Source organism: Citrobacter sp. SX206 (assembly GCF_024181025.1).
Taxonomy (GTDB): domain Bacteria; phylum Pseudomonadota; class Gammaproteobacteria; order Enterobacterales; family Enterobacteriaceae; genus Citrobacter; species Citrobacter youngae.
Genome location: NZ_CP049738.1, coordinates 237,525 through 255,841 on the forward strand (window position 1 = coordinate 237,525; position 18,317 = coordinate 255,841).

Genomic DNA, 18,317 nt, shown 5'->3' on the forward strand with positions numbered 1-18,317 from the left:
TGCATCGATGCCAGGGGAAAAATCAGTGGCAGAGCTGGCGTTATTTGGTGGTTGGCACTAGGCGGCCTTTTTCTTGATGCTTTTTCAAATTCAGCTCTCAGTGCTGGATTAAACCCAATGACCCGCAATTTAAATCTTACTGCGACCGAAGTTGCACTGCTTACCTCATTTTCATCCTGGGTCGCCATATTATTTAACCCGATTGGCGGCTGGATAGCCGATCGCTGGGGTCGTGTGCCACCGCTGATCATTGCCAAAATAATGGCGGTGATTGGTGCTTTGTTGGTGATGTCATCCTCCAGTTTTAGCACGATAATCGTGGGTCGCTTCTTTGTTGGCGTCTCTTACGGGATGGACTTTGCTGTGGCAATGGCCATGCTGGCAGAGTTCACGCCTGTGAAACTCAAAAGCCGTCTAAATACCTGGCAGGGTGTCTGGTATGTTGCCGTTTGTTTAAATTTGGTATTAGCGCTGATGTTTTACTCATGGGACGTAGGTGATGCCATCTGGCGTTATTCCATTGCTGTAACGGCGTTATGTGGAATCATCGTTCTGTTTTTCCAGTTCCGTTATTTAGTGGAAAGCCCGGTTTGGCTAGCAAGGAAATCCCGATTACCTGAAGCTATCGTTGCCATGAATAAAATATATGGTGAACAGTTTATTCTGGCGCCGAAAGCAGAACAGAAACCCGTTATTGGTCAGGCTGAAAAAGGCGCAAGAAATGTGCTGTTAATATTCCGTGGCGTCTATTTACCACGTACGATTCTGGCTTCGACCGTTCAAATCTGCCAGTCAATCCAATATTTCGGTGTGGGCTGGTATTTACCGGTTATTAGTGCTGCGATGTTTGGTAAAAATTTTGTTTACGCAACCTTATGTTCACTATTTTTTAACGTTTTCGGTATCGTCGGCGGTTTCTTATCTCCCGCGATTGGCCGCCGTCTGGGATTGCGCCGCTCCTCGGCGATCGGTTTTGCCGTGGCCTTCCTCGTGCTACTCACGCTGGGTCTGTTCAGTGACACTATGCCACTTTGGGCCTCTTTGCTGGTCCCTGCTCTGTTTATTCTTTGCCACTCTGGCGGACCTGGTGCAAACGGGAAAAGCCTGTCGTCACTCTCTTTTCGCAGTGAACTGCGGGCTGGCGCGAACGGCGTGGTCGGTGCGCTCGGGGCAATAGGTGCGGCGCTCGGGCTGTTTATTTTCCCGGTATTCCGTGATTTGTATGGCCTGCAAACGACCTTCCTGATCATGTCTGCCGTGCCGCTGTTTGCGAGCATTATCTGTTTTGTTATTCCGTGGGACCCCACTCGCACCACTATTCAGCCGGATAACGAGCCAGGTGCGCCGCAGTTCGAATCACCCCATTCACCTTATCCAGAGTCGATGACCCCAGAATCAAACAGGAGTACGAAATGAGTGAATACGAAGATGTCATTCTGGCTATCGATGAAGGTACATCGGGGACCCGTGCGGCAGTTGTTGCACAAAATAGCCAGGTTCACTGCCTGGAATACCAGCCGCTTCAGGTCAGCAGTCTGCGTCATGGTGTGGTGGAACAAGATGCTGATGAGGTCTTGCAGGCCACTATTGAGGTTTGTCGCAAAGCGATAGCTAACGCGCAATGCAACAAGATGCGCATTGTGGCGCTGGCGATTGCGACCCAACGCTCAACGGCAGTGCTGTGGGATGCGCAAACGGGTAAGGCATTAACTCCGGCGATGGTATGGCAGGATGCGCGTTTCACGGATGAACTGGCCCAGTTAGCCCCTGAATGGGATGCAAAACTGCTGCCGCGGATTGGGCGACCGGTTGGGATACGCTCTCCTTATCTTTGGGCGTCGCGCCATCTTGCCAATACGCCTGCGGTGGCGAAGGCGTATCAGGCTGGAACGCTGGTCTTTGGTACCGTTGATAGCTGGTTGCTTTGGCACTTGGCGCAGGAGAAAAAAAGTGTCACCACACCGACAAATGCCACCTCCGCTGGCGCGTATTGCCTCAAAGAGCATCACTATCATTTGCCATGGCTACAGACTCTGGGCTTCCCGGCGTCATTGCTGCCTGAATTACATGATGATGCCGATGACTTCGGCACCACTCATGAAGATATTCTGGGGATAAGCGTGCCGATCCTGGCCTGCGCAGGGGATCAGTTTGCAGGGGCTATTGGGCTGGGGTGTACCGAGCGAGGACAGGCTTTTTGTATGCATGGCACTGGCAGCTTTGTTGATTTAATGATGGGGCCAACGGTACCAACCTTGCAAAAGGGCTGTGAAAGTACGCTCACCATGACGGCGCGCCGCCAAAAAGGGCTTTCGCATTTCTCTGTCGAAACCTTTGTCCCCACTACCGGTTCGGCGCTCAACTGGGTGTGCGAAAAACTGCATTGGTTTGACTCACCCGAACAGATCAGCGAACTGGCCGCGCAGGCTAGCGACGCGGGGGGCGTGAGTTTTATTCCGGCGCTAACGGGGCTACGCGTACCCCATCTCCAGCCTCATGCCCGTGCGTCCCTGAACGGTATCTCAATCTCGACCACGCGCTCGCAGGTGGCCTACGCGATTCTGGAAGGGATTGCGCATTCGGTCGCGGCCTGTATTCGCGCAAATGAAGCGGCAACCGGGATCCCCACAAAAGAGTTGGTAGTCGGGGGAGGGTTATCCAATAGCGATACGTTATTGCAAATCCAGGCCGATCTTAGCGGTATTCCCGTGCGGCGAATGGCCGAAACGGCGCGGGCAAGCTTACGTGGCGTTGCGTTTTTGGCTGGTGCCGATGGGCTGCTGTGGGACTCGCTGTCGGATGCCTGCGCCATGCTAAAAACCGCGCGGCTATTTGAGCCGAAAATCAGTCATGACCTTCGCGAACAAAAAATTAACCGCTGGGCGATGCGTATTGCACTCGAAATGGAAGCCGCCGACAGCCTCACCTCAGCTAATCAGGAGCATACTTACTCATGAAGTTTTTCCCTTCGCGAAAGCCCAACAAAACCTGTAGTGAGATGTACGGTGCAGAGCCATTACGTCTTCAGCGCGCTGAACAACTGGATCGACTGGAAAGCGACACCTACGACATTCTGATTGTCGGTGGTGGCGTAACCGGAGCCTACGCGGCGTTGGATGCCAGTCTGCGTGGCTACCGGGTGGCGCTGATTGAGAAAAGTGACTTTGCCTCAGGCACGTCATCAAAGTCATCGAAAATGGTACACGGCGGTCTGCGCTATATCGAACAAGGGAATCTGGGGCTGGTTCGCCACTCTTTACTCGAACGCCAGCGTATGCGGAGGAATGCCCGTCATCTGGTGCAACGGTTACCCTTTTTATTCCCGGTACTCGATAAAAATGGCGTATTCGACAAGCGGATGTCTGCTGCATTTGAAAGCCTGCTCTGGACCTACGACCTTGCGGGAGGATGGCGGGAAGGCATCCTTCACCAAAAACTTACCCCTGCGGAAGTGCTGTCGCATTGCCCGACGCTCAAAGAAGAACAGCTATCCGGTGGTTTTATGTATTTCGATGCCCGTGTCGACGATGCCCGACTTACGTTGGCATTGGTGCGCACGGCGGCGTTTCATGGCGCGGTGGTGACCAACCATGCGGAAGTCATCGAAACCACGCGCGACCAGCACGGCAAAGTGAATGGGGCCATCGTCTATGCCGATGGCAGAGAAATTCAGGTCAACGCGCGGGTTGCCATCATGGCGACGGGCGTCTGGCTGCGTGACTGGAATGGGCTGAAAAAAGGTGACGCATCACCGCTGAATATCCGTCCTGCCAAGGGGGTACATGTTGCTATTCCGTGGATGAAGATCCGCAATGATTGCACGGTGACGATCCCGGTTGCCGGGCGCAGCCGCCGCGCGACGATCACCCGTTGGGGCAACGTTTCCTATTTGGGGACCACGGATGAGGATTATCAGGGCGATCTCAATGATGTTCACTGCAATCGCGCTGAATTGGACTTTCTGCTGGAAGGTGCGAATTCGGCATTGAAAACCGATCTCCGCCCGGAAGACGTGGTGGGTAGTATCGCCGGTTGCCGCCCTCTGGTGGGGACGGTGGGAGGCAAGACCGTTGAAATGAAACGTAATCATGAAATCACGGTTGCGGCAGATGGTCTGATTACGATTGTCGGCGGCAAGCTGACGACATCACGTCATATGGCAGAAGAGACCATCGATGCCGCCAGCAAAATACTCGGCCGTAAAAAGGCCTGCTCAACTAAAACCGCCTGGTTGCTGGGGGCGGCGGGCTATGACCCGCAGGCGATTCTGGCATCGGGCGGTTTGTCTGCGCACCTGGGGGAGCGCTACGGGACTGAAGCGCATTTTGTCAGTGACCTTATCCAGTCCAATCCCTTACTGGCAAAGCCAATTGTGGAAGGGCTTCCCTATACCGAAGCTGAAGTGGTGTATGCCGTGCGCCATGAACTCGCCAGCACCATTGATGATGTGTTATCGCGCCGAATTCGTGCCCGTCTGATGGCTCGTGATGCGTCAGCGAATGCTGCGCAACGCGTGGGGGAAATTCTGCAACAAGAGCTTAAGCTTCAGCCTGAACAGGTGGCCCGGCAGGTAGCCAGCTATCAGACGGCAATTAAACATGAAAAATCAACACTTATGGGGACATCCGAATGATCAGTAAAGAAGCGATTAAACGCGGTTACAACCGTGGAAATTATACTGTAGGTGCACACACGCGCCCGGCATGGGCGACGGATATCAAAAGCAGCGGTGGCGCGAAAGGGATGCAGATTGATCCGGTGGCGATGAGCGAAGCGACGTTTGATCGACTGCGGGTCATTGCAGATGAGGTGCTGACATCGGAATCTGATGTGATTACCTGGACCCGCGACTGGTGGGCCGGTTCGATGATTGCGGAAACCCAGGGCGCACCGGCCACGTCAAAAGGGGCGATTGTACGTGTCTCTACGGTAGAACAAATTCAGGATGTGATGCGTCTGGCGAATGCGTTGGCAATCCCGGTCACGGTTTCCGCCGGGCGCAGTAACGTCACTGGTGCCGCATTGCCGTTGCGGGGAGGCATTGTGCTGGACGTTTGCGAACTCAACAAACTTATCGACTTCGATCCACAAAGCCAGATTGTTGACGTTGAAGCCGGCATGTTCGGCGACATTTTTGAACAAACTATCCAAAAAGAGTACGGCATGACGATGGGCCACTGGCCGTCATCGTTTGGTATCAGTACCGTGGGCGGTTGGGTGGCCTGTCGTGGCGCGGGACAGCTGTCGACCCGCTACGGCAAAATTGAAGATATGATCTATGGGATGGATGTCGTCCTTGCCGATGGCCGCTTAATCACCGTGGGTGGCTATGCGCGTAGCGCAACGGGGCCTGATCTACAGCAGATGTTTATTGGTTCTGAAGGCACATTGGGTGTGATTGTCCGTGTGCGTTTGAAGCTTCATCGCCTGCCGGATTATGGCCGCGCCATCGCCTGGGGTTTTTCCAGCTTCGCCAGTGGACTGGAGGCATGTCGCGAAATCTTACAGCATGGGGCGAATCCGGCGGCACTGCGTTTGTACGATAACCTGGAAAGCGGCGTGCAGTTTGGTCTGCCAGAGACCAATGTCCTGTTGATTGCGGATGAGGGGGAGCCTGAGATTGTCGATGCAGTAATGGCTATCAGCGAACGTGTGTGCCAACGCGGCGGACAACAACTCGACGGCGAGGCTATTTTTGAACGCTGGCTGGACACCCGATATCTGACCGGAAAAAGTGCTGAAGGCTTTAAAAAGAGCCCGGGTCTGGTGGCGGATACGCTGGAAATGGTGGGACGTTGGCGCGATCTTAGCGACGTGTATGATGATGTGGTGGCCGCTATTAACGCCGTACCCGGCACGCTGGCCGGTTCGGCGCATCAGTCTCACGCCTATATCGACGGCGCATGCCTCTATTTCTCATTGCGCGGTGATGTGGCGATTGAGCAACGTGCGGCCTGGTATCGTGCGGCATGGGATGCAGCGAATGCGGTGCTAATTAAGCACAACACCTCCCTTAGCCACCATCATGGTGTTGGTCTCCTGCGTTCGCCTTATATGCAGGCTTCTTTAGGCGAATCGCTTTCCGTTCTGGCGGATATCAAATACGCGCTGGATCCGAAAAACATTCTTAACCCAGGCAAACTGGGGTTAAGCGTCGATCTTCCTTCACATCAGGCAGGTCAGTAATGATCAAAAATCTTGGCGTGCTCCTGGCACGCCAGCCCGTCATTATGGCGATTTACGGTATTGAGCAATTGAAAACCGCGCTGTCCAGCAAGGCGGAAGTTTGCATTATTGCCAATATTGACCTGATTAAGCTCCATCCGGTGATAGAACTGCTGTCGCAGGCGGGGAAGTACGTCATCGTGAATATCGACAGCTGCAATGGGCTGTCCCAGGATAAGGGCGGCATTGATTATGTGGCCGAAACGGGAGCGATGGGGTTGCTCTCGACGCGTTTGCAAACCGTACAGCGAGCGAAAAAGTGTGGACTGGTGACGATGCAGAAAATCTTTGTCACCGACCGTTCTACCTGGCTACGCAGCCTGAAAGCCGTAGAACAAAGCGAACCCGATTACGTGCAACTGATGCCCGCGCAGATGTTGCCGCTACTCTCACAGGCTGACCGTAATGTGTTGCCGCCAATAGTGGCATCAGGCTTCGTCTGTAACGAGGAACATGCTCAAACGGCGCTGTTACACGGCGCGATAGCCGTTTCGAGCAGTGATAGCGCGTTATGGGATATAGACCTTCACCGTTAGAACACCGGGAGCCCGACCATGGAGAATTCACAACTTTTTGTTATTGCACATTATTTTTCTCGTAAGGGAATGGGAGACAAGGTCAATGATGCGCTCAGACTGCTTGCCCAGGCCTCGCGTCAGGAGCCTGAAAACATCACCTATGAGTTTTTCCGTTCTACGGAAGACGGCGATCGCTTTGTGATTATTGAAACCTATCGTTGTCCTGAGGGTCTCGAACTTCATCGACAAACGGAGCATTTTCAACGTATTGGCGTTGGGATTATCAACCCGTTGCTTGAGCGTAAAGAGGTGAAAAGCTTTCTCACTCATGCCGATACACCGCGTAGTTAAAAGCTGGCCATTTTTACTACCAGGAGTACATCAATGAACAATGTCATGAAGGATTTTACGTTTTCAACTGTACCGGAAATTATCGTCGAGTGGGCAGGAGCATCACGAGCAGGGGAGATTATTCAGCCGCGATTTAGCGCGCGTCGCGTGTTGTTGGTGACCGACCCCGGACTGGTCAAAGCAGGGATTCTGCCGCCTGTTTTGCATAGCCTGCAAGAGGCAGGGTTTCAGGTGACGGTCTATGATCGGGTCCAACCCGATCCGCAGGAACGTCTTGTCCGGGAAGCCTTACAGGTTGCTCGTGATGACCATTGCGACATGGTCATTGGTCTGGGCGGCGGCTCCTCGCTGGATGTCGCGAAGCTGGTGGCCGTGTTAATCAACTCTGAGCAAGATCTGCAGGCGCTTTACGGTATTGGCAAAGTTTCCGGGCAGCGTCTGCCGCTGATTAACATCCCTACCACGGCAGGGACGGGCTCAGAAGTCACTAATATTTCGATTTTGACGACCAATGATGACAGCAAAATGGGGATTGTCGCACCACAGCTATATGGCGATTTGGTGCTGCTGGATGCGCAATTGACGCTTGGACTTCCTCCGGTTCATACGGCGGCGGCTGGCATCGACGCGATGGTGCATGCCATTGAGGCTTATACCGGTAAACATAAGAAGAACCCCATTTCGGATGCGCTGGCGCGGGAAGCATTACGCTTAATTAGCCGCCATCTGGTGACTGCCTGTCGTGATGGGAACAACCGTGAAGCGCGAGAAAATGTTCTGCTGGGCGCGATGCTGGCAGGCCAGGCTTTTGCCAATTCCCCAGTGGCCGCAGTGCATGCGCTGGCTTATCCCCTTGGCGCACGACACCATATTCCACATGGGTTGTCGAATGCGCTGATGCTGATTCCGGTGCTGCAGTTTAATGCGCCAGTCGCTGCGCCGTACTATGCCGAGCTGGCTGCTGTTATTGGCGAGGAGGTGTCGGGGAATATGGAGAAAGATGCCGCGATATTTATTGCTGCGATGGTACGCATTATTGCTGAATCGGGTGCACCGAAAAAGCTGCGTGATGTCGATATACCTGCTGAAACGCTGGCGATATTGGCTCAGGATGCCATGCAGCAGACTCGTCTTCTGGATAACAATCCTGTTCCGCTCACGGCAGATGATGCGTTGCGGCTATACCAACACGCGTTTTAAACAGAACACTCGCCAAAAGCTTGTCCGGCGAGTGGATTGCCGGACACTGTTTTGCCCGATGACATCGCGAGAACAACCGAATAGACATATCGAATCCAGGTGTTAGTATTCAATAGATAGCAGTTATGAGTATGCGTGTTTCATTTCCGGCCAGGAACGCTGATGATGACAACATTACTACCCGATTTCACAGCATTTTCGTCATTCACTTCCTTCGCGGTATGCGTTGCTATAACGCCTGTCCGCTCTTTGGCCATCGTTTATCATTCCTTCTCATCCCGGATGGAATCTCTCACTGAATAGCAGTTCAGTGGGTTTTGTGACACGCATCGTTTGATAACAGGGATTACGGCGGGTCGAATATGGATAAGATTAAGCGTCATCTGGTGTGGTGGGGCGCGGGTATTGTGGTAGTGGTTGCTGCAATAGCATGGTGGATGTTGCGTCCTGCGGGGATACCGGAAGGGTTTGCCGCCAGCAACGGCAGAATTGAAGCCACTGAAGTGGATATTGCCACCAAAATTGCCGGACGTATTGATACGATCCTCGTATCGGAAGGGCAGTTTGTCCGTCAGGGCGAGGTGCTGGCGAAAATGGATACCCGCGTGCTGCACGAGCAGCGGCTGGAAGCGGTCGCGCAAATCAAAGAAGCGGAAAGTGCGGTTGCGGCGGCACGGGCGTTGCTGGAACAACGGCAAAGTGAAATGCGCGCCGCGCAGTCGGTGGTAAAACAGCGCGAGGCGGAACTGCAGTCGGTCTCTAAACGTCACGTGCGCTCCCGTTCACTGTCCCAACGTGGTGCGGTGTCTGAGCAACAGCTGGATGACGACAGGGCTGCGGCAGAAAGTGCGCGCGCGGCGCTGGAATCTGCAAGGGCGCAGGTCTCTGCGGCAAAAGCCGCGATCGAAGCCGCCCGTACCAGCATTATTCAGGCGCAAACCCGCGTGGAAGCCGCGCAGGCCACCGAACGACGCATTGCGGCAGATATCGATGACAGCGAGCTGAAAGCCCCGCGCGATGGTCGCGTGCAGTACCGTGTCGCCGAACCGGGCGAGGTGCTTTCTGCGGGCGGGCGCGTGCTGAATATGGTCGATCTCAGCGATGTCTACATGACATTCTTCTTGCCGACCGAACAGGCTGGCCTGCTGAAGATTGGCGGTGAAGCTCGCCTGGTGCTGGATGCCGCGCCGGATCTGCGTATTCCGGCGACCATTAGCTTTGTGGCTAGCGTGGCGCAGTTCACGCCGAAAACGGTCGAAACCAGTGATGAACGGCTGAAGCTGATGTTTCGCGTCAAAGCGCGTATTCCACCAGAGCTGTTGCAGCAGCATCTGGAGTACGTGAAAACCGGTCTGCCGGGCATGGCCTGGGTGCGTCTGGATGAAAATCGCCCCTGGCCTGACGACCTGGTGGTGAGGTTGCCGCAATGACGCATCTGGCGCTGGTTCCCGTTCCTCCCGTGGCGCACCTTGACGGCGTGAGTCAGCATTACGGGACAACGGTCGCGCTGAACAATATCACGCTGGATATCCCCGCCCGCTGCATGGTGGGGCTGATTGGCCCGGATGGCGTCGGAAAATCGAGCCTGCTGTCGCTTATTTCCGGTGCGCGGGTGATTGAACAGGGCAACGTGATGGTGCTGGGTGGCGATATGCGCGACCCGAAGCATCGTCGTGATGTCTGCCCGCGTATTGCCTGGATGCCGCAAGGGCTGGGTAAAAACCTGTACCACACGCTGTCGGTGTATGAGAACGTCGACTTCTTTGCCCGGCTGTTTGGTCATGACAAAGCGGAACGCGAAGCGCGGATTACCGAGCTACTGAACAGCACCGGACTGGCGCCGTTTCGCGATCGTCCTGCCGGGAAACTCTCGGGTGGGATGAAGCAAAAGCTGGGGCTGTGCTGCGCGTTAATCCACGACCCGGAATTGCTCATTCTTGATGAACCCACCACCGGGGTAGACCCGCTGTCCCGCGCCCAGTTCTGGGATCTGATTAACAGCATTCGCCAGCGTCAGACCAATATGAGCGTGCTGGTCGCCACCGCCTATATGGAAGAAGCCGAGCGCTTTGACTGGCTGGTGGCGATGAACGCGGGTGAGGTATTGGCCACCGGCAGCGCCCAGCAGCTACGAGAACAAACCAACAGCGCCACGCTGGAGCAGGCGTTTATTGCGTTGTTACCTGAAGCGCAGCGTCAGGCGCACAAACCGGTGGTGATCCCGCCGTATCACGCTGAGCAGGAAGAGATTGCCATTGAGGCGAAAGACCTGACCATGCGCTTCGGCAAGTTTGTCGCCGTTGACCACGTTAACTTTCGTATTCCCCGCGGGGAGATCTTCGGCTTTCTCGGCTCCAACGGCTGCGGTAAATCCACCACCATGAAGATGCTCACCGGTCTGCTACCCGCAAGCGAAGGTGAGGCGTGGCTGTTTGGGCAAGCGGTTGACCCGAAGAATATCGATACCCGCCGCCGGGTAGGCTATATGTCGCAGGCGTTTTCGCTCTACAGCGAGCTGACCGTGCGGCAAAACCTTGAGCTACACGCGCGACTGTTCCATATCCCCGAAGCGGAAATCCCCGGGCGGGTACAAGAGATGAGCGAGCGCTTTTCGCTGACCGATGTCGAAGACACGTTGCCCGGTGCGCTGCCGTTGGGGATCCGTCAACGCCTGTCGCTGGCGGTGGCGGTGATCCATCGCCCTGAAATGCTCATTCTTGATGAGCCGACCTCCGGGGTCGATCCGGTGGCGAGGGACATGTTCTGGCAACTGATGGTCGATCTGTCGCGTCAGGATAAAGTCACCATTTTTATCTCCACCCACTTTATGAATGAAGCGGAGCGCTGCGACCGTATGTCGCTGATGCACGCCGGAAAAGTACTCGCCAGCGGCACGCCGCAGGAGCTGGTGAAACAGCGTGGTGCCGCCAGCCTGGAAGAGGCGTTTATCTCCTGGTTACAGGAAGCGGCAGGCCCGGCACCGGAAGCTCAGTTAGCGCCAGCCAATGTTCCGATAGCGCATGAAAACAGTCAGCCGCCGCGGCAGGGCTTTAGCCTGCGGCGCTTGTTCAGCTACAGCCGCCGTGAAGCGCTGGAGCTGCGGCGGGACCCGGTGCGTTCAACGCTGGCGCTGATGGGGACGGTGATCCTGATGCTGATCATGGGCTACGGCATCAGCATGGACGTGGAAAACCTGCGTTTTTCGGTGCTCGATCGTGACCAGACAGTCAGCAGCCAGGCGTGGACGCTGAATCTGGCGGGATCGCGCTATTTTATCGAACAGCCGCCGCTCACCAGTTATGACGAGCTGGACAAGCGAATGCGTTCGGGTGAAGTGGCGGTAGCAATAGAGATCCCGCCAAACTTTGGCCGCGATATCGCGCGTGGCACGCCGGTGAAGATTGGCGTCTGGGTCGATGGCGCAATGCCGAGCCGCGCTGAAACGGTCAGAGGTTACGTGCAGGCGATGCACCAGACCTGGCTGCAGGATGTGATGGCGCGTCAGCCCAATGCCAGTGGGCAAAACGGGCTGATGACCATTGAAACTCGCTATCGTTACAACCCGGATGTAAAGAGTCTGCCGGCGATTGTTCCGGCGGTTATCCCACTGCTGTTGATGATGATCCCTTCCATGCTCAGCGCACTCAGCGTAGTGCGCGAGAAAGAGCTCGGATCGATTATCAACCTGTACGTCACGCCCACGACCCGCAGTGAGTTTTTGCTCGGCAAACAGTTGCCTTACATCGTGCTGGGCATGCTGAACTTTCTGCTGCTGTGCGCGCTGTCGGTGTTTGTGTTCGGCGTGCCGCATAAGGGCAGCTTTATGACCCTGACGCTGGCCGCGCTGCTGTACGTCACCATTGCCACCGGGCTGGGGCTGTTAATCTCCACGTTTATGAAAAGCCAGATCGCCGCCATTTTTGGTACGGCGATTATCACGCTTATCCCGGCGACGCAGTTTTCCGGGATGATCGATCCGGTCGCCTCGCTCGAAGGGCCGGGCCGCTGGATTGGCGAAATCTACCCGACCAGTCATTTTTTGACCATTGCGCGTGGAACGTTCTCTAAAGCGTTGGATCTGACGGATCTCTGGCAGCTGTTTATGCCGCTGGCAATCGCCATTCCGGTGGTGATCGGTCTGAGCGTATTACTGCTGAAAAAACAGGAGGGGTGATGCGCCGATTACGCAATATTTATAACCTCGGCATCAAAGAGTTACGCAGCCTGCTGGGCGACAAAGCGATGCTGACGCTGATCGTCTTTGCCTTCACGATTTCGGTTTATTCTTCCGCGACCGTCCTGCCGGGTTCGCTGCATCTGGCGCCGATTGCTATTGCCGATATGGACCAGTCACAGCTGTCGAATCGGATTGTGAACAGCTTTTATCGCCCGTGGTTTTTACCGCCGGAGATGATCACCGCCGATGAGATGGATGCCGGGCTGGATGCCGGACGCTACACCTTCGCCGTGAACATTCCGCCTGATTTTCAGCGCGATGTGCTGGCAGGAAGACAGCCGGATATTCAGGTTAACGTCGATGCCACGCGGATGAGCCAGGCCTTTACCGGCAACAGCTATATCCAGAATATCATCAGCGGCGAGGTGAACAGCTTTGTGGCGCGTTACCGTGACAACAGTGAGCCGCCGGTGGCGCTGGAAATGCGCATGCGCTTTAACCCCAATCTGGAACCTGCCCGTTTTGGCGCGGTGATGGCAATCATCAACAACATTACCATGCTGGCGATTGTGCTCACCGGCTCGGCGCTAATTCGCGAACGTGAGCACGGGACCATTGAGCATCTGCTGGTGATGCCGGTAACGCCGTTTGAGATCATGATGGCAAAAATCTGGTCGATGGGGCTGGTGGTGCTGGTGGTTTCCGGTTTATCGCTGATGCTGATGGTAAAAGGTGTGCTTGGCGTACCCATTGAAGGTTCGATACCGCTGTTTATGCTGGGCGTGGCGCTGAGCCTGTTCGCGACCACCTCGATCGGTATTTTTATGGGCACGCTGGCGCGCTCCATGCCGCAACTGGGATTGCTGATGATTCTGGTGCTGTTGCCGTTACAGATGCTCTCCGGCGGCTCTACGCCGCGTGAAAGCATGCCGCAGGCCGTACAGGACATCATGCTGACGATGCCGACCACCCACTTTGTCAGCCTGGCGCAGGCGATTCTTTATCGTGGCGCAGGGTTCGGCATCGTCTGGCCGCAGTTTCTGACGTTGCTGGCGATTGGCAGTGCGTTCTTCCTGATAGCGCTGCTGCGCTTTAGAAAGACGATTGGCACGATGGCGTGAACATTATTGCCGGATGGCGGCTACGCCTTATCCGGCCTACAAACGAGAACGGGTGTAGGCCGGGTAAGCGAAGCGCCCCCGGCAACGAAACAGGTAATTACTCTTCTTTCGGCAGGCACTGCAAATGACCGTGGCGCACTCCGCGCTGGGAAATCACATCATCGGCAAAATGCTGAACATCGCCCATGTCGCCTTTTAGTACGGCGATTTCCAGGCAGTCGTCATGGTTGATGTGAACGTGTAGCGTAGCGACCGATAAATCATGGTGATGGTGCTGCGTCGAAACAATGCGGCTGGCCAAATCACGCTTCTCATGTTCATAAACATACGAGAGTACCGCGAAGCCCTGAGTGCCATGCTCCTGGGTCGTTTCCTGCGCCAGCGCACCACGCAAAATATCGCGAATCGCTTCAGAACGGTTGTTGTAACCACGGCGCTGGCTCAGGCTATCCAGCGTTTCCAGTAAATCGTCATCGAGAGTAATGGTGACTCGTTGCATCTGCAGTTAACCTTTCATGTCGCGCGTCGGCGCACAGGGAATGCGGGAGTTACAGCCTCTGCACGGCGTCGGCTGTCAGGGTAAATGGCGTTGGCGTGCACACGGCCAGACTCAGGGTTTCGAGCTGGCACTGGCTAACGGAGAGCGAGGATGTCAGTGTAGTGCTATCGACGCTGACAATTTGCCAGGCGCTGCCGCCACGCTGCTTAACGATGGCTTCTTTGCGCGTCCAGATGCGCCAGAAAGCCGCCAGTTGGTGTTCCGGATGTTCTGCTTCGATTTCGGCATGTTCCCCAAGACTGAACACCGTATTCGCCAGCGTCTTCCAGTTTTCGCGCGGGCGCACGACTTCAATATCGCAGCCCACTTCCCCTTCGTCGCTAAGCAGCAGAGCAATGTCATCACCGCTGTGGCTAAGATTGAACCACAGCGGCGTGTCGGCCGAAAAGGCCGGTTTTCCTTGCTCGCCGTAGACGATATCAGGCAATGGGGAAAGGGCATGGGAAAGCAGCACGCGGCCAGCCAACCAGCGTGCGCGGCGAGCACCCTGCGGTGCCTGCTCATAGAGCGCATGAGGCAGCACGCCGGTGCTTAAATCAGAAACTTTCCCTAGAACGATCCGGTACATATCACGGCCAACGTTTGATGATGATAGAAGTATTGATGCCGCCAAACGCAAAGTTATTGCTCTGCAAAAACTCGCAATCAATCTTGCGGGCTTCACCCATAATGTAATCCAGCGCGCCACAATTGGCATCTGGCTGACTCAAATTCAGCGTAGGCGCAAACCAGCCTTCACGCATCATTTGCAGACTCATCCAGGCCTCCAGTGCGCCACAAGCGCCAAGGGTATGCCCAAAATAGCTTTTAAGCGAGGATAGCGGCACATTATCACCATAAATTGCGGCAGTCGCCTGACTTTCTGCAATATCGCCACGATCGGTAGCGGTACCGTGCGCTGAAATATAGCCGATATCCCGGGCGCTAATACCGGCCATGCTCAGCGATTTTTCCATGCAAATCTGCATTGTCTCACGCTGTGGCTGGGTGATATGGGCAGCATCGCAGTTAGTGGCAAAGCCGACGATTTCACCGTAAATCGTTGCTCCGCGCGCTTTAGCGTGTTCCAACTCTTCCAGCACCAGCGTACCAGCACCTTCCCCGATGACCAGACCATCGCGTTTTTCATCGAATGGGGAGGGGGTGGTTTTCGGTTCGTCGTTGCGCTGGCTGGTGGCGAACAGCGTATCAAATACGGCGGCTTCGGAAGGGCACAGTTCTTCTGCACCGCCGGCAACCATCACCGTTTGATAACCGTGTCGGATGGCTTCCCATGCGTAACCAATTGCCTGGCTACCGGAGGTGCAGGCGCTGGATGTCGGGATGACTCGCCCACGCAGGCCGAAAAACAATCCAGTGTTAACAGCCGTGGTGTGCGGCATCATTTGCACGTAGGTCGTGCCGGTGATGTTATTGGTGTGCTTCTCGGTCAGCATGGTCGCGAACTCACTCACCGGCCCGGTGCTGCCTGTGGAGGAACCGTATGCTATTCCGGTTTCACCGTTGGTCAGTACCCGATCGCCAATCAGTCCGGCTTGTTCTAACGCCAGTTCTGATGCGCGAGTGGACATCAGCGACACGCGACCCATGGCGCGAATGCGCTTGCGGGTATAGTGTTCCGGCAGAGTGAAGTTATCGATCGGCGCACCCAACAGCGTGTGCAGTCCGTCATAAACCTGCCACTCCGGCATTTTGCGTACCGCATTTTCATACGCCAATAGCCTGGCTGAGACATCCTGCCAGTTTTCCCCAAAGGCGGTGACGCCGCCCATGCCTGTAATCACGACACGACGTGTCATAACATCCCTCCATTGATGGAAATCACCTGGCGAGTGACATAGCCCGCCACATCCGACATTAAATAACTGGCAAGCCCGGCCACTTCTTCAGCCTGACCTATCCGTTTCATGGGGATCATCGACATCGCCTCTTTCAATGCGGCTTCTTCCATCTCGATCATCCCGGTATCAATCAGTCCTGGTGCAATACAGTTTACGGTAATTTTGCGTTTTGCCAGTTCGATGGCCAGCGCTTTGGTGGCGCCAATAATACCGGCTTTTGCTGCACTGTAATTAACCTGACCGCGGTTGCCCATCACGCCGGATACCGAAGACAGTGTGATGATACGACCCCCCTGGCGTGCGCTAATCATCGGCATAATGCACGGATGAATGACGTTGTAAAAGCTGTCGAGGTTAGTGTGGATCACCGCATCCCAGTCGTTATCGCTGAGCGCAGGGAAGGCGGCATCACGCGTTACCCCGGCGTTGCTGACAATGCCGTACCATGCGCCGTTAACCTCAATATCGTGCTCCAGTACTTCACGGCATTGCTCGCGATTGGCAACGTCAAACGTCAACAGACGCCCTGCGCCGCCAGCGGCGAGGATAGCCTCCAGCGTGTCTTGTGCACCTTGTGCATCGCGATGATAGTGCACGCCGACCACAAAGCCGTCTGCCGCCAGTTGTCTGGCGATGGCGCGACCGATACCTTTGCTGGCACCCGTAACTAAAACTGAACGACTCATGTGGACGCTCCTTGTTGAAATAGCGTGTTAATTTCTTCTGTTGTCGGCTGGAAGGTGTTGACGCGACCGGTTGCCAGCGTCTTGTTGTCTGCCTGAATGACGCATTCAAAGCTACCGAATCGTGCATCCTGCATCAGCAATTTGACATGAATGCTCAGCCGCTTTCCGGCAGGCAGAACACCCGCAGCACAGACTAACTCGCGTGCGCCCAGCACCATACCTAATGCAATACTCGCCTGACCGTGTTGCTGTCGGTGCCAGCCAGACCAGACGCCAATGGTCTGCGCCATTAATTCCAGTGCGAACCAGCCGGGCAGATTGCCATCGGGGTCGAGGAAAGGGGCCAGTACGCTGTTTGCCGATACCGTCACGTGGCAGGTGGCGGTTTCGTCCGCCACACTGACGACCTCTTCAAGGAGCAGCATCGGCGCGTCATGCGGTAAATAATCGCCCGGTGATAAATAGTGGCTCATGAGATTCTCCCGAGCAGGATGCTGGCATTATTACCGCCGAAGGCGAACGAGTTAGATAAGATTACCGGGCGAGTCAGCGGCTGCGGTTGTTCAATGATGCCGCAGGGTGGCAATGTTTCATCGCGCGGCGACTGGCTAAAATCCTGCGGTGGCAGGGGCAGGTTGCGTTGCAGAATCAGCATACTGATTGCTGCTTCGGTGATCCCCGCCGCGCCCAGCGTGTGCCCGGTCAGGTGTTTGGTTGAACTGCATGGGACCGTGTCGCCAAATAGCGTGCTTACGACGTTGGACTCAATCTGATCGTTGAGCGGAGTGGCCGTTCCGTGCAGATTGATATAGCCCACGTGTTCCGGTGTCATTCCTGCGTCGTTAAGTGCCTGGCCTATGGCGCGAATGGCACCTTCTCCCTGCGGGTGGGGAGCCGAAATATGGTATGCATCGCTGGATTCGCCGACACCCAGCAGCGCAATGGGCTGTGGCTCGCGGGTTAATACCATCAATGCGGCGCCTTCGCCGATGGTGATCCCACTGCGGTCGCGGCCAAACGGCTGACATCGCGTTGGGGAGAGCGATTCCAGACTGTGGAAACCGTTGATGGGCATCCGACTTAGCGTATCGGCACCCCCGACAATGGCAATATCCACCAGACCAGATTCGATTAAGCGACGCCCGCTCATGATAGCCCGTGCACTGGACGAGCAGGCGGTTGAGAGCGTAAAGGCCGGGCCATCCAGCGCCAGCCAGTGGCTAAGAAAACGCGATGGATCGCCCAGTTCCTGCTGCGGGTAGCGCCAGTCGGTGCTCTCTTTGTCGTTGAGCATCAGATCAACGTGAACGTCACCTTCATTCAGACCGGAGGTGCTGGTGCCGAGAACGACAGCAATACGATCGCGGCCAAACCGGGCGATAGCGTCGTCTACCTGTGGCTGGATTTGTGCCAGTGCAGCCAGCAGTAGCTGGTTATTGCGCGAACGATGTGCGCTAAATTGCTGAGGGATCGCGGGCAGATCACCGTCAACGCCTGCTAATACGGCGGGTGGATGTCCTTGTAGCCAGTTCGCGCGCGGACGCATTCCCGGCGCTATGCCACGTGTGAGGTTGGCGGCGATTTCATCGGTGTTATTGCCCAACGCGTTAATCATGCCAACGGCAGAAATGTAGATCAT

At 55.6% G+C, this 18,317-nt stretch carries 16 protein-coding genes; 10 read left to right on the plus strand and 6 right to left on the minus strand.

The annotated features are described in order from the left end of the window. Nucleotides 1–117 precede the first annotated feature (117 nt). From G8S19_RS01115 to G8S19_RS01160, 10 genes are all read left to right on the plus strand, one after another. Nucleotides 118–1,416 carry an MFS transporter gene (locus G8S19_RS01115; RefSeq protein WP_231591589.1) on the plus strand — a complete coding sequence of 433 codons (1,299 nt, stop codon included), beginning with the start codon at nucleotides 118–120 and terminating at the stop codon, nucleotides 1,414–1,416. Continuing rightward, nucleotides 1,413–2,957, plus strand: coding sequence for an FGGY family carbohydrate kinase (locus G8S19_RS01120; protein ID WP_126320135.1), 1,545 nt, complete (start codon nucleotides 1,413–1,415; stop codon nucleotides 2,955–2,957). Before G8S19_RS01115 ends, G8S19_RS01120 begins: the two co-directional genes overlap by 4 nt. Next, nucleotides 2,954–4,633 carry a glycerol-3-phosphate dehydrogenase/oxidase gene (locus tag G8S19_RS01125; RefSeq protein WP_253685959.1) on the plus strand — a complete coding sequence of 560 codons (1,680 nt, stop codon included), beginning with the start codon at nucleotides 2,954–2,956 and terminating at the stop codon, nucleotides 4,631–4,633. Before G8S19_RS01120 ends, G8S19_RS01125 begins: the two co-directional genes overlap by 4 nt. Next, a complete protein-coding gene (locus tag G8S19_RS01130; protein ID WP_253685961.1) occupies nucleotides 4,630–6,186 on the plus strand; it encodes an FAD-binding oxidoreductase in 1,557 nt (518 codons plus the stop codon). The genes G8S19_RS01125 and G8S19_RS01130 overlap by 4 nt, the downstream gene beginning before the upstream one ends. Continuing rightward, the gene (locus tag G8S19_RS01135; RefSeq protein ID WP_048213614.1) at nucleotides 6,186–6,761 is read left to right on the plus strand and encodes a glycerol-3-phosphate responsive antiterminator; all 576 of its coding nucleotides are present in this window, start codon (nucleotides 6,186–6,188) and stop codon (nucleotides 6,759–6,761) included. Before G8S19_RS01130 ends, G8S19_RS01135 begins: the two co-directional genes overlap by 1 nt. Nucleotides 6,762–6,779: 18 nt before the next feature. Beyond that, nucleotides 6,780–7,094, plus strand: coding sequence for a putative quinol monooxygenase (locus G8S19_RS01140; protein ID WP_048213613.1), 315 nt, complete (start codon nucleotides 6,780–6,782; stop codon nucleotides 7,092–7,094). Between the two features lie 33 nt (nucleotides 7,095–7,127). Next, nucleotides 7,128–8,294: an iron-containing alcohol dehydrogenase gene (locus G8S19_RS01145; protein WP_061068771.1), complete on the plus strand. Its 1,167-nt coding sequence runs from the start codon at nucleotides 7,128–7,130 to the stop codon at nucleotides 8,292–8,294. 362 nt (nucleotides 8,295–8,656) lie between these two features. Continuing rightward, nucleotides 8,657–9,724 (plus strand): HlyD family secretion protein, encoded by a 1,068-nt coding sequence (locus tag G8S19_RS01150; protein WP_253685963.1) that lies wholly within the window; start codon nucleotides 8,657–8,659, stop codon nucleotides 9,722–9,724. After that, nucleotides 9,721–12,468 carry a ribosome-associated ATPase/putative transporter RbbA gene (rbbA, locus tag G8S19_RS01155; protein ID WP_253685965.1) on the plus strand — a complete coding sequence of 916 codons (2,748 nt, stop codon included), beginning with the start codon at nucleotides 9,721–9,723 and terminating at the stop codon, nucleotides 12,466–12,468. Before G8S19_RS01150 ends, rbbA begins: the two co-directional genes overlap by 4 nt. Further along, complete coding sequence (locus G8S19_RS01160; protein ID WP_048213609.1) at nucleotides 12,468–13,592, plus strand: ABC transporter permease; 1,125 nt, start codon at nucleotides 12,468–12,470, stop codon at nucleotides 13,590–13,592. Before rbbA ends, G8S19_RS01160 begins: the two co-directional genes overlap by 1 nt. 97 nt (nucleotides 13,593–13,689) lie before the next feature. Here G8S19_RS01160 and nikR read toward each other — a convergent pair whose 3' ends face one another. Genes nikR through G8S19_RS01190 form a run of 6 tightly spaced genes read right to left on the minus strand, consistent with a single transcriptional unit; the run spans nucleotide 13,690 to nucleotide 18,317 of the window. Beyond that, nucleotides 13,690–14,091: a nickel-responsive transcriptional regulator NikR gene (gene nikR / locus G8S19_RS01165; RefSeq protein ID WP_005121550.1), complete on the minus strand. Its 402-nt coding sequence runs from the start codon at nucleotides 14,089–14,091 to the stop codon at nucleotides 13,690–13,692. Between the two features lie 49 nt (nucleotides 14,092–14,140). Continuing rightward, complete coding sequence (acpT, locus tag G8S19_RS01170) at nucleotides 14,141–14,719, minus strand: 4'-phosphopantetheinyl transferase AcpT (protein WP_048213608.1); 579 nt, start codon at nucleotides 14,717–14,719, stop codon at nucleotides 14,141–14,143. Between the two features lies 1 nt (nucleotide 14,720). Further along, nucleotides 14,721–15,950 (minus strand): beta-ketoacyl-ACP synthase, encoded by a 1,230-nt coding sequence (locus G8S19_RS01175; protein ID WP_048213607.1) that lies wholly within the window; start codon nucleotides 15,948–15,950, stop codon nucleotides 14,721–14,723. After that, the gene (locus tag G8S19_RS01180) at nucleotides 15,947–16,678 is read right to left on the minus strand and encodes a 3-ketoacyl-ACP reductase FabG2 (protein ID WP_048213606.1); all 732 of its coding nucleotides are present in this window, start codon (nucleotides 16,676–16,678) and stop codon (nucleotides 15,947–15,949) included. Before G8S19_RS01180 ends, G8S19_RS01175 begins: the two co-directional genes overlap by 4 nt. Next, nucleotides 16,675–17,151: a 3-hydroxy-fatty acyl-ACP dehydratase gene (locus tag G8S19_RS01185; RefSeq protein ID WP_048213605.1), complete on the minus strand. Its 477-nt coding sequence runs from the start codon at nucleotides 17,149–17,151 to the stop codon at nucleotides 16,675–16,677. Before G8S19_RS01185 ends, G8S19_RS01180 begins: the two co-directional genes overlap by 4 nt. Then, on the minus strand, nucleotides 17,148–18,317 hold the full coding sequence (locus tag G8S19_RS01190; protein WP_124021974.1) for a beta-ketoacyl-[acyl-carrier-protein] synthase family protein: 1,170 nt from the start codon (nucleotides 18,315–18,317) through the stop codon (nucleotides 17,148–17,150). The genes G8S19_RS01185 and G8S19_RS01190 overlap by 4 nt, the downstream gene beginning before the upstream one ends.